Raw genomic sequence first — 12,585 nt, 5'->3', positions numbered from 1 at the left:
TTGCTTACTTACAGGAAATCACCTTATCCACTGAATACTTAGTGCGCTTGATCCCAGTTTTCTCCGCTTCCCACTTCCACCAGCAGCGGTACCGCCAGCGTGGTGCTATTTTCCATCAGTTCGTGCACCTTTTTCGCCACGGCATCAAGGTCATCTTTGTGCACTTCAAAGACCAGTTCATCGTGCACCTGCATGATCATCCGCACCCGCGGCTTCTCGGTCAGCAGCCATTCATCAACGGCGATCATCGCGCGCTTGATAATGTCAGCCGCCGTCCCCTGCATCGGGGCGTTGATCGCCGCACGTTCGGCGCCGGCACGACGGGCGCCGTTGCTGGATTTGATGTCCGGAAGGTAGAGGCGACGGCCATCCAGGGTTTCGACATAGCCCTGCTCTTTTGCCTGTGCCCGGGTACGCTCCATGTAATCGAGGACGCCAGGATAGCGCTCAAAATAGAGGTCCATATATTTCTGCGCCTCTTTACGCGGAATATTGAGCTGCCGGGCAAGGCCAAATGCGCTCATGCCATAAATCAGACCAAAGTTAATCGCCTTGGCACTTCGACGCTGCTCGCTGCTTACGCTCTCCAGCGGCAGGCCAAAGACCTCTGCCGCCGTTGCGCGGTGGATATCTTTACCTTCCGCAAAGGCGGTCAGCAGGCCTTTGTCACGCGACAGATGCGCCATAATGCGCAACTCAATTTGTGAATAGTCGGCAGAGACGATGAGGTAATCCGGCGGCGCGATAAATGCCTGACGAATACGACGCCCCTCTTCGTTACGCACCGGAATGTTCTGCAGGTTAGGATCGGTGGAGGAGAGACGCCCCGTCGCCGTTACCGCCTGATGATAAGAGGTATGCACGCGGCCGGTTTTAGGGTTAATCATCAGCGGCAGCTTGTCGGTATATGTCGACTTCAGCTTCGCCAGTCCGCGATATTCCAGAATAACTTTCGGTAACGGATAATCCAGCGCCAGTTCTTCGAGCACTTCCTCGGAAGTTGAAGGCGCGCCGCCCGGTGTTTTCTTCAGTGGTTTAATACCTTGTTTTTCAAACAAAATAGTTTGAAGCTGCTTGGGTGAAGAGAGATTGAACTCTTCACCCGCGATCTCGTAGGCTTTCTGCTCCAGCTCGATCAGGCGTTTGGCAATCTCCTGTGAATGGGCATGCAGTACGGCCGGATCAATGTTGACCCCGTTACGTTCTACGCGGGAGAGCACCGGTACCAGCGGCATCTCAATATTTTTAAAAATATTCAGCGGACCTTCATGCTGCTGCAGCTTCGGCCACATCTTCAGGTGCAGCTGCAGGGTGACATCGGCATCTTCCGCCGCGTAGCGGCCGGCTTCTTCCAGCGCGATCTGGTTAAAGGTGAGCTGATTTTTACCTTTACCCGCAATCTCTTCAAAGCTAATCGTTTTATGCTTCAGCCAGCGGTCGGCAAGGCTGTCCATATCATGACGGCCCGCCACGCTATCAAGAATGTAGGATTCCAGCATGGTGTCAAAAGCGATACCGCGTAACTCAATGTCATAGTTCGCCAGAATTCCGCGGTCATATTTCAGGTTTTGCCCGACCTTCAGCAGATTCTCGTCTTCCAGCAGGGGTTTCAGCAACGTCAGTACGCGTTCTCGGGAGATCTGATCCGGTGCATCGAGATAATCATGCGCAACCGGTACATAGGCGGCAACGCCGGGCTCGATGGCAAACGACAGCCCCACCATATTGGCAGAAATATTATCCAGGCTGTCCGTTTCCGTATCAAACGCAAACAGCGGCGCTTGTTTCAGCTTGTCGATCCATTCGATCAGCGTCTGCTCATCAAGAATAGTGACGTAGTTTTCCGCAGACAGCGTCGCCACCACCTCGGCTTCTTCTTCCGCTACTGCCACCGCTTCTGTCGGTTTTACGGCTGGCTTAACGCCTTTTGACTGCATCCATTTGCCGGATTCAACATCGGTGATCCAGCGCTTAAATTCATATTTTTTGAACAGAGCCAACAGATCATCCGCCGCCGGCGGCAGCACGTGCAGCTCTTCACAGCTCAGATCCAGCTCGACGTCGGTTTTAATCGTGGCCAGCTGATACGAGAGGTAGGCCACCTCTTTATTCTGTTCCAGCTTCGCCGCCATCGTTTTGGCACCACGGAAGGTCAAACCGGCAATTTTTTCTGGCTCAGCGTACAACGTATCCAGCCCTCCCAACCCCTGCAGCAGCGCCTGAGCCGTTTTCTCGCCCACGCCGGGTACGCCGGGAATGTTATCGGAGGAGTCGCCCATCAACGCCAGGAAGTCAATAATCAGCTCTGGCGGAACGCCGTACTTCGTCACCACTTCTTCCGGGCCAAGAATGGTATTGGTCATGGTATTAATCAGGGTAATTCCCGGCGTGACCAACTGCGCCATATCTTTATCACCGGTACTGATGAGCACCGGACGGCCCGCTTTTTCTGCTTCGCGCGCCAGAGTTCCGATCACATCGTCCGCTTCGACGCCAGGCACAGCCATCAGCGGCAGCCCCATCGCCTTCACCATGGTATGCAGCGGTTCGATCTGCGCCCGCAGATCGTCCGGCATCGGCGGACGATGGGATTTGTAATGCTCAAACAGTTCGTCACGGAAAGTTTTCCCTTTGGCATCAAATACCACCACGGCATGCGTGGGTTGATACTGGAGGATCAGGCTTCGCAGCATATTCAGCACGCCATACATAGCGCCTGTCGGTTCTCCGGAGCTGTTAGTCAGCGGCGGGAAAGCGTGATACGCCCGGTAGAGGTAAGAGGAGCCGTCAACGAGGATAAGTGGGTTTTCTGGGATCTGAACCATAATTTCCGTGCCTGTTTATCAGATTATGGGTAAAGGATGCCACAGACAGGCCTGAAAACCTGAATTTTTCCCGCATTTCACCAAAAAGATTCGTTGATCCGGTCGATCGTGCGGCGGCAATATCTGTGGATAACTTTGTGCATAGTTTTATAAGGATAGCTGTCTGCTCTGAAATAAAATAACGAAAAACATAATTTAAGTTTATTTATCATAAAGTTAATTATTGATCCTTGCTTTTAATACCTTTCTAATGACTCAATGTTCCATGTGGATATAAGATCCGCCTTTTTTTCTGTTCTGGTAAGACCCGTCATTTGCTGCGTTTTCTGGTAAAATCAGCCTCTTGCACGGTTTAACTGCGCTCTTTATCAGCCTAACTTTCTGAATAAACTAACTATGTCGAGATTACTCGCTGCAATAACACTTCCGCTGAGTATCGCCCTTACCATCTTAGTCACCATTATCTGTTCCGTACCGATAATCATCGCCGGGCTGATTAAACTTCTTGTACCCATCCCTGCGGTATGGCGTGCGATTTCCCGTTTCTGCAATTTCATGATGTATTGCTGGTGCGAAGGGTTGGCACTGCTGCTCTACCTGAATCCCAGACTGACGTGGGACGTGCAAGGTCTTGAAGGGCTGAATAAGAAAAACTGGTATCTGCTTATCAGTAATCATCACAGCTGGGCGGATATCGTGGTGCTCTGCGTGTTGTTCCGCAAGCATATCCCTATGAATAAGTACTTCCTTAAGCAACAGCTGGCGTGGGTGCCTTTTATCGGGCTTGCCTGCTGGGCGCTGGATATGCCCTTTATGCGTCGCTACTCGCGAGGTTATTTAATTCGCCATCCTGAGCGTCGCGGTAAAGATGTTGAAACCACTCGCCGCTCCTGCGAGAAATTTCGCTCACATCCGACGACCATCGTCAATTTTGTAGAGGGTTCACGTTTTACCGAAGACAAGCAGCGGCAAACCCGTTCACCTTATCGCAATTTATTACCACCGAAGGCCGCTGGTATCGCGATGGCGTTGAACGTGCTCGGTGCTCAGTTCGATAAGCTGTTGAACGTCACGCTTTGCTATCCGGAGAACAACCAGAGGCCATTTTACAATATGTTAAGCGGCCGGCTGACGCGTATTGTGGTTCGCGTTAATCTCGTTCCCGTGGCGGAAGATCTGCACGGCGACTACGTGAATGACAAAAACTTTAAGCGCCGTTTCCAGCGTTGGTTGAATGAACTGTGGGAAGAGAAAGATCGTCAGCTGACGGAAATCATGCGGACAAAAGGACGCGAGGAGCGTTGAACCTGATAATGATGCCACCTCGACAGGGGGTTTAACAGGGATATTAAAAAAGCCGGTCAGTGACCGGCTTTTTTTTTACTTCTTCTCAACCAGCTGCTTAACGGTATCCGCATACTGGGCGACAAAGGCGTCCATATTGCTGGTATCCATCCCCTGCGGGTTCAGCTGATATTTGCCGTCGACGTACATTGCCGGTACGCCCTGCAGCTGGAAGTCAGCGGCCGCTTTTTCCTGCTGAGCAACCAGGGATTTCACGACAAAGCTGTTCCATGCCGCATCGTAGTCTTCACCTTTCACGCCAGCATCAACGAAGACTTTACGAATATCAGCCACGGTCTGCACGGTCTGGGTTTTCTGTACCGCTTCAAACATCGGCACAGTGATCTTATCTTCAACGCCCAGCGCCATCGCTACGGCCCATGCCTGGGTTAAGTCTTTACCCAAAGGCCCGAGGAATTCAACGTGGTACTTGGTCATTTTGACGCCTTCCGGCAGCTTTTTCTTCACGTTATCAGAAACGTGCAGCACTTCTTCAAACTGATAGCAGTGCGGGCAGTAGAACGAGAAGAACTCAAGAACCTGAGGCGCGCCGGCTACGGGCTTATCAAGGGTGATGTACTGCTTACCGTCGGTGATCTGGGCAGCAGAAGCACTAAAAGCCAGAATCATACCAGCCAGCGCCAGCCAAATTTTTTTCATGTTTACGTCTCTCCTGGAAATATCTGATTAATACATTGGCGTTAACTGAAGAGGGGGTTCTTGCAGAACCTTCACCTGCTCAAGAAAAGTTGCTGTCTGCCCCCGCCAGTAATCTTCCCCGGTAAGCCAGGGGAAATTAATAGGGAAAGCAGGATCGTCCCAGCGCCTGAGCAACCATGCCAGATAATAAACTAACCGCATGGCGCGTAAAGGTTCGATAAGGGCGATTTCGTCCGAATTGAACGGACTGAATTCTTCATAAGCTTCAACGATCATCTCCAGCTGCATACGCTGCTCGGCTTTATCACCGTTCAACAGCATCCAGAGATCCTGGATGGCCGGACCGTTGCGGGCATCATCTAAATCGACAAAAAGCGGACCATCGCGCCAGAGAATATTACCGGCATGACAATCGCCGTGCAGACGCAGAATGTCCGCGTTGCCGTGCCATTGAGCGATAACGGCAGCAATCAGCTTATCTGCGGCGCAGAGGAAGTCCTTCTTCAGACCTGAGGGGATCAGCGTTGAGTGTTCAAAAACGTCTCGCGGCGCGAGCAAATACTCATTCACTCCTATCTCAGGGCGCGCGACAAAACGCGCTTTACGCCCGGTCTGGTGCAAGCGCCCCAGATAACGGCCGACGGACTCCATTTGATCGAGGTTATCAGATTCAAACTGGCGCCCACCTAAGCTGGGGAACACGGCAAAAAAGAAGCCCTGATGCTGATGAAGGGTGCTGTCATTGAAAAATAATGGCGCAGCAACAGGAACATCATCCTGCTTGAGCTGGAGGGTAAACTGGTGTTCTTCGAGGATCTGTTCGGCAGACCAACGTTCAGGACGATAGAACTTCACCACATAGCGATGGCGGTCTTCGTCCTGAAACTGGTAAACGCGGTTTTCATAGCTGTTAAGCGGAGTGAGCCCGGAGTCCACTCGCATCCCCAGATCGAATAGCCCATCGATGATGGTATCCGGGTTTAGCGTCTGAAAATTAAAAGCCTTATCGTGCATCCTGACATCCGATAATCTTAGGAATAGTTCAGGATATCATCTCATAACTCGTTCCGCGGCAGCACTTACAACCTTTTACTCTTTAATCACGCCGCGTGCGCGCAATAAGGCCGTTTTGAAATCCTCTTCGTAATCCTTCTGAATACCAGGAATAACAGCTTCTTTTGCTGAATCACGCATTTTCAGATGATAAATCAGGATATCGTCGGAAAGATCGACCAGCTCACCGTCGTAACCGGCTTCTTTTGCGAGTTTCTGCAAAAATTGCATCAGGTTCAGCTCCGGCTCTTTCTGCCAGGCTGGCTGGAGGAGTTCAATTACTTCATTCAGACGTTTACATTTCATGGTCATGCTCCTTACTCTTGATAGCGACAACTTAACAGGGTCAATCCCACAATGAAAGAGGCGATATTGATATGCAAGGCGAGGTCATAACCGGCGTTGTATTAGCAGGCGGAAGGGCCACGCGGATGGAAGGAGCGGATAAGGGATTGCAGCTACTCGATGGTAAGCCATTATGGCGCCATGTTGCAGATGCGCTGTCTCCTCAGGTGGCCAACCTGGCTATCAGCGCCAACCGTAATCTGGAACGCTGGTATGAAAGCGGGTATCCGGTGTATTCCGACAGTCTCGCTGACTTCCCGGGGCCATTAGCCGGTATGCTATCCGTGATGCAGCAGACACAGAGCGAATGGTTTCTCTTCTGTCCCTGCGATACTCCCTTTATCCCCCCATTCCTGGCTGAGCGCTTTATACAGCAGAAAAAGACCGCCCCCGTAGTCTGGGTTTACGATGGCGAACGCGATCATCCCGCTATTACCCTGATGCATCGATGTTTAATGCCCGATCTGGCGGCATATCTTGCTGCAGGAGAACGACGCGTGATGGCTTTTATGCGCGACAGCGGCGGACATCGCGTTGATTTCAGCGATGTCCGCTCGGCATTTATTAACGTCAATACCCTTGATGACTTGCAGCGCATACAGGAGCAATCATGATCCCCGTTCTCGCCATTTCAGCCTGGAGTGGTACCGGTAAAACAACGCTGTTAAAGAAATTAATCCCCGCATTGTGCGCTGCTGGCCTGCGTCCAGGTTTGATCAAGCATACCCATCACAATATGGATGTCGATCGGCCGGGTAAAGACAGCTATGAATTGCGTAAAGCCGGGGCAGCTCAAACGATTGTCGCCAGTTCACAACGCTGGGCGCTAATGACGGAAACGCCGGATCAAGAAGAGGTGGATTTGGCCTGGCTGGTTAGCAGGATGGATGCATCAAAGCTGGATTTAGTTCTGGTTGAAGGGTTTAAGCATGAGCCGGTGGCAAAGCTCCTGCTTTTTCGGCAACAGGGTGGACATCGTATCGAGGAACTCGTCCTGGACGAGCATGTGATTGCGGTGGTCAGCGACACCCCATTAGAGACATCACTCCCACAGTTAGATTTAAACGATATTCCGCAGATCGCGGCGTTTATTCTACGATGGTTGGCAGAAGCTTAATGGCAGTGAGTATTTCAGCAATGGGCGTAAGATTACGCCCGTTTGCGTTATTCCTGCGAGATTAAACATAGCAACGACAAAAACGCAAAAAGCCCATCCGTCAGGATGGGCTTTTTACTGATTTGATGCCTGGCAGTTCCCTACTCTCACATGGGGAGACCCCACACTACCATCGGCGCTACGGCGTTTCACTTCTGAGTTCGGCATGGGGTCAGGTGGGACCACCGCGCTATCGCCGCCAGGCAAATTCTGTTATCACCCCGCATTCCTGCGCAGTGATTAATCTGTATCAGGCTGAAAATCTTCTCTCTTCGCCAAAACAGCTTCGGCGTTGTAAGGTTAAGCCTCACGGTTCATTAGTATCGGTTAGCTCAACGTATCGCTACGCTTACACACCCGACCTATCAACGTCGTCGTCTTCAACGTTCCTTCAGGACTCTCAAGGAGTCAGGGAGAACTCATCTCGGGGCAAGTTTCGTGCTTAGATGCTTTCAGCACTTATCTTTTCCGCGTTTAGCTACCGGGCAATGCCATTGGCATGACAACCCGAACACCAGTGATGCGTCCACTCCGGTCCTCTCGTACTAGGAGCAGCCCCCCTCAATTCTCCAGCGCCCACGGCAGATAGGGACCGAACTGTCTCACGACGTTCTAAACCCAGCTCGCGTACCACTTTAAATGGCGAACAGCCATACCCTTGGGACCTACTTCAGCCCCAGGATGTGATGAGCCGACATCGAGGTGCCAAACACCGCCGTCGATATGAACTCTTGGGCGGTATCAGCCTGTTATCCCCGGAGTACCTTTTATCCGTTGAGCGATGGCCCTTCCATTCAGAACCACCGGATCACTATGACCTGCTTTCGCACCTGCTCGCGCCGTCACGCTCGCAGTCAAGCTAGCTTATGCCATTGCACTAACCTCCTGATGTCCGACCAGGATTAGCTAACCTTCGTGCTCCTCCGTTACTCTTTGGGAGGAGACCGCCCCAGTCAAACTACCCACCAGACACTGTCCGCAACCCGGATCACGGGTCTACGTTAGAACATCAAACATTAAAGGGTGGTATTTCAAGGTTGGCTCCATGCAGACTGGCGTCCACACTTCAAAGCCTCCCACCTATCCTACACATCAAGGCTCAATGTTCAGTGTCAAGCTATAGTAAAGGTTCACGGGGTCTTTCCGTCTTGCCGCGGGTACACTGCATCTTCACAGCGAGTTCAATTTCACTGAGTCTCGGGTGGAGACAGCCTGGCCATCATTACGCCATTCGTGCAGGTCGGAACTTACCCGACAAGGAATTTCGCTACCTTAGGACCGTTATAGTTACGGCCGCCGTTTACCGGGGCTTCGATCAAGAGCTTCTCCTTACGGATAACCCCATCAATTAACCTTCCGGCACCGGGCAGGCGTCACACCGTATACGTCCACTTTCGTGTTTGCACAGTGCTGTGTTTTTAATAAACAGTTGCAGCCAGCTGGTATCTTCGACTGATTTCAGCTCCATGAGCAAGTCACTTCACCTACCATCAGCGTGCCTTCTCCCGAAGTTACGGCACCATTTTGCCTAGTTCCTTCACCCGAGTTCTCTCAAGCGCCTTGGTATTCTCTACCTGACCACCTGTGTCGGTTTGGGGTACGATTCGTTGTTACCTGATGCTTAGAGGCTTTTCCTGGAAGCAGGGCATTTGTTACTTCAGCACCGTAGTGCCTCGTCATCACACCTCAGCGTTAAAAGAAGTCCGGATTTACCTAAACTTCCCGCCTACATGCTTAAACCGGGACAACCGTCGCCCGGCTAACATAGCCTTCTCCGTCCCCCCTTCGCAGTAACACCGAGTACAGGAATATTAACCTGTTTCCCATCGACTACGCCTTTCGGCCTCGCCTTAGGGGTCGACTCACCCTGCCCCGATTAACGTTGGACAGGAACCCTTGGTCTTCCGGCGAGCGGGCTTTTCACCCGCTTTATCGTTACTTATGTCAGCATTCGCACTTCTGATACCTCCAGCAACCCTCACAGGCCACCTTCAACGGCTTACAGAACGCTCCCCTACCCAACAACGCATAAGCGTCGCTGCCGCAGCTTCGGTGCATGGTTTAGCCCCGTTACATCTTCCGCGCAGGCCGACTCGACCAGTGAGCTATTACGCTTTCTTTAAATGATGGCTGCTTCTAAGCCAACATCCTGGCTGTCTGTGCCTTCCCACATCGTTTCCCACTTAACCATGACTTTGGGACCTTAGCTGGCGGTCTGGGTTGTTTCCCTCTTCACGACGGACGTTAGCACCCGCCGTGTGTCTCCCGTGATAACATTCTTCGGTATTCGTAGTTTGCATCGGGTTGGTAAGTCGGGATGACCCCCTAGCCGAAACAGTGCTCTACCCCCGAAGATGAGTTCACGAGGCGCTACCTAAATAGCTTTCGGGGAGAACCAGCTATCTCCCGGTTTGATTGGCCTTTCACCCCCAGCCACAAGTCATCCGCTAATTTTTCAACATTAGTCGGTTCGGTCCTCCAGTTAGTGTTACCCAACCTTCAACCTGCCCATGGCTAGATCACCGGGTTTCGGGTCTATACCCTGCAACTTAACGCCCAGTTAAGACTCGGTTTCCCTGCGGCTCCCCTATACGGTTAACCTTGCTACAGAATATAAGTCGCTGACCCATTATACAAAAGGTACGCAGTCACCTAACAAGTAGGCTCCCACTGCTTGTACGTACACGGTTTCAGGTTCTTTTTCACTCCCCTCGCCGGGGTTCTTTTCGCCTTTCCCTCACGGTACTGGTTCACTATCGGTCAGTCAGGAGTATTTAGCCTTGGAGGATGGTCCCCCCATATTCAGACAGGATACCACGTGTCCCGCCCTACTCTTCGAGTTCACAACGTGTGCATTTTAGTGTACGGGGCTATCACCCTGTACCGCCGGACTTTCCAGACCGTTCCACTAACACACGCGCTGATTCAGACTCTGGGCTCCTCCCCGTTCGCTCGCCGCTACTGGGGGAATCTCGGTTGATTTCTTTTCCTCGGGGTACTTAGATGTTTCAGTTCCCCCGGTTCGCTTCGTTAAGCTATGTATTCACTTAACGATAGTGTGACGAATCACACTGGGTTTCCCCATTCGGAAATCGCCGGTTATAACGGTTCATATCACCTTACCGACGCTTATCGCAGATTAGCACGTCCTTCATCGCCTCTGACTGCCAGGGCATCCACCGTGTACGCTTAGTCGCTTAACCTCACAACCCGAAACTGTTTCGTAAAACAGTCCGCATTGCGAAAATTTGAGAGACTCGAACACACCATTTTTCCTCTCTTATTACGGAGAAAGGAAACAGTGTGTCGTTTCAATTTTCAGCTTGATCCAGATTTTTAAAGAGCAAATATCTCAAACGTGATTCCTGAGAATCAGTTTTGAGATATTAAGGCCGGTGACTTTCACTCACGAACCAGCAAGTGGCGTCCCCTAGGGGATTCGAACCCCTGTTACCGCCGTGAAAGGGCGGTGTCCTGGGCCTCTAGACGAAGGGGACACTGAAGTCTCAATCGCAAGACGCCTTGCTATTTACTTTTCATCAGACAATCTGTGTGGACACTACAAAGGCAGGTTCTTTCAGGTAAGGAGGTGATCCAACCGCAGGTTCCCCTACGGTTACCTTGTTACGACTTCACCCCAGTCATGAATCACAAAGTGGTAAGCGCCCTCCCGAAGGTTAAGCTACCTACTTCTTTTGCAACCCACTCCCATGGTGTGACGGGCGGTGTGTACAAGGCCCGGGAACGTATTCACCGTAGCATTCTGATCTACGATTACTAGCGATTCCGACTTCATGGAGTCGAGTTGCAGACTCCAATCCGGACTACGACATACTTTATGAGGTCCGCTTGCTCTCGCGAGGTCGCTTCTCTTTGTATATGCCATTGTAGCACGTGTGTAGCCCTACTCGTAAGGGCCATGATGACTTGACGTCATCCCCACCTTCCTCCAGTTTATCACTGGCAGTCTCCTTTGAGTTCCCGGCCGGACCGCTGGCAACAAAGGATAAGGGTTGCGCTCGTTGCGGGACTTAACCCAACATTTCACAACACGAGCTGACGACAGCCATGCAGCACCTGTCTCAGAGTTCCCGAAGGCACCAAAGCATCTCTGCTAAGTTCTCTGGATGTCAAGAGTAGGTAAGGTTCTTCGCGTTGCATCGAATTAAACCACATGCTCCACCGCTTGTGCGGGCCCCCGTCAATTCATTTGAGTTTTAACCTTGCGGCCGTACTCCCCAGGCGGTCGACTTAACGCGTTAGCTCCGGAAGCCACTCCTCAAGGGAACAACCTCCAAGTCGACATCGTTTACAGCGTGGACTACCAGGGTATCTAATCCTGTTTGCTCCCCACGCTTTCGCACCTGAGCGTCAGTCTTTGTCCAGGGGGCCGCCTTCGCCACCGGTATTCCTCCAGATCTCTACGCATTTCACCGCTACACCTGGAATTCTACCCCCCTCTACAAGACTCAAGCTTGCCAGTTTCAAATGCAGTTCCCAGGTTGAGCCCGGGGATTTCACATCTGACTTAACAAACCGCCTGCGTGCGCTTTACGCCCAGTAATTCCGATTAACGCTTGCACCCTCCGTATTACCGCGGCTGCTGGCACGGAGTTAGCCGGTGCTTCTTCTGCGAGTAACGTCAATCACTAAGGTTATTAACCTTAATGCCTTCCTCCTCGCTGAAAGTACTTTACAACCCGAAGGCCTTCTTCATACACGCGGCATGGCTGCATCAGGCTTGCGCCCATTGTGCAATATTCCCCACTGCTGCCTCCCGTAGGAGTCTGGACCGTGTCTCAGTTCCAGTGTGGCTGGTCATCCTCTCAGACCAGCTAGGGATCGTCGCCTAGGTGAGCCATTACCCCACCTACTAGCTAATCCCATCTGGGCACATCTGATGGCATGAGGCCCGAAGGTCCCCCACTTTGGTCTTGCGACGTTATGCGGTATTAGCTACCGTTTCCAGTAGTTATCCCCCTCCATCAGGCAGTTTCCCAGACATTACTCACCCGTCCGCCGCTCGTCACCCGAGAGCAAGCTCTCTGTGCTACCGCTCGACTTGCATGTGTTAGGCCTGCCGCCAGCGTTCAATCTGAGCCATGATCAAACTCTTCAATTTAAGTTTGATGCTCGTGAATTAAACTTCGTAATGAATTACGTGTTCACTCAGAGACTTGGTATTCATTTTTCGTCCGAGGA

7 protein-coding genes, 1 tRNA gene and 3 rRNA genes are annotated in these 12,585 nt (G+C 51.8%); 3 read left to right on the top strand and 8 right to left on the bottom strand.

The genetic code is table 11. The annotated features are described in order from the left end of the window. Positions 1-38: 38 nt before the first annotated feature. Entirely contained in the window at positions 39-2,825 is a 2,787-nt protein-coding gene (gene polA, locus MC50_RS08610; RefSeq protein ID WP_047663658.1) for a DNA polymerase I, read from the bottom strand. Positions 2,826-3,221: 396 nt separating this feature from the next. Here polA and MC50_RS08600 point away from each other — a divergent pair, with 396 nt between their 5' ends. Beyond that, positions 3,222-4,130 carry an acyltransferase gene (locus MC50_RS08600; RefSeq protein ID WP_047663657.1) on the top strand — a complete coding sequence of 303 codons (909 nt, stop codon included), beginning with the start codon at positions 3,222-3,224 and terminating at the stop codon, positions 4,128-4,130. A gap of 75 nt (positions 4,131-4,205) precedes the next feature. On the opposite strand, the gene dsbA is transcribed toward MC50_RS08600, so the two are convergent. The 3 genes from dsbA to MC50_RS08585 all read right to left on the bottom strand — a co-directional run bounded on the left by dsbA (position 4,206) and on the right by MC50_RS08585 (position 6,188). Continuing rightward, positions 4,206-4,829: a thiol:disulfide interchange protein DsbA gene (gene dsbA, locus MC50_RS08595; protein ID WP_032690139.1), complete on the bottom strand. Its 624-nt coding sequence runs from the start codon at positions 4,827-4,829 to the stop codon at positions 4,206-4,208. Positions 4,830-4,856: 27 nt separating this feature from the next. After that, entirely contained in the window at positions 4,857-5,843 is a 987-nt protein-coding gene (locus MC50_RS08590) for a serine/threonine protein kinase (RefSeq protein ID WP_032698470.1), read from the bottom strand. Between the two features lie 75 nt (positions 5,844-5,918). Then, a complete protein-coding gene (locus tag MC50_RS08585) occupies positions 5,919-6,188 on the bottom strand; it encodes a YihD family protein (protein ID WP_004869260.1) in 270 nt (89 codons plus the stop codon). A gap of 71 nt (positions 6,189-6,259) precedes the next feature. Here MC50_RS08585 and mobA point away from each other — a divergent pair, with 71 nt between their 5' ends. Both mobA and mobB read left to right on the top strand, forming a co-directional pair. Next, a complete protein-coding gene (mobA, locus tag MC50_RS08580) occupies positions 6,260-6,841 on the top strand; it encodes a molybdenum cofactor guanylyltransferase MobA (protein ID WP_032690141.1) in 582 nt (193 codons plus the stop codon). Next, positions 6,838-7,344 (top strand): molybdopterin-guanine dinucleotide biosynthesis protein MobB, encoded by a 507-nt coding sequence (gene mobB / locus MC50_RS08575; RefSeq protein WP_032698473.1) that lies wholly within the window; start codon positions 6,838-6,840, stop codon positions 7,342-7,344. The genes mobA and mobB overlap by 4 nt, the downstream gene beginning before the upstream one ends. Before the next feature lie 127 nt (positions 7,345-7,471). On the opposite strand, the gene rrf is transcribed toward mobB, so the two are convergent. The 4 genes from rrf to MC50_RS08555 all read right to left on the bottom strand — a co-directional run bounded on the left by rrf (position 7,472) and on the right by MC50_RS08555 (position 12,505). Continuing rightward, positions 7,472-7,587, bottom strand: a 5S ribosomal RNA gene (gene rrf / locus MC50_RS08570). A 92-nt stretch (positions 7,588-7,679) separates the two neighbouring features. Next, positions 7,680-10,586: ribosomal RNA gene (locus MC50_RS08565) — 23S ribosomal RNA — on the bottom strand. Positions 10,587-10,804: 218 nt separating this feature from the next. Continuing rightward, a tRNA-Glu gene (locus MC50_RS08560) sits at positions 10,805-10,880 on the bottom strand. A gap of 85 nt (positions 10,881-10,965) precedes the next feature. Then, a 16S ribosomal RNA gene (locus tag MC50_RS08555) occupies positions 10,966-12,505 on the bottom strand. Together the 16S, 23S and 5S rRNA genes with 1 tRNA gene alongside form the textbook arrangement of a ribosomal RNA operon. Between the last annotated feature and the right edge of the window lie 80 nt (positions 12,506-12,585).

The sequence above is a fragment of the Klebsiella planticola genome, from assembly GCF_000783935.2.
GTDB lineage: Bacteria > Pseudomonadota > Gammaproteobacteria > Enterobacterales > Enterobacteriaceae > Klebsiella > Klebsiella planticola.
Note: the sequence above shows the minus strand (reverse complement) of the source record. Positions and strands in the feature narration are given on the sequence as shown.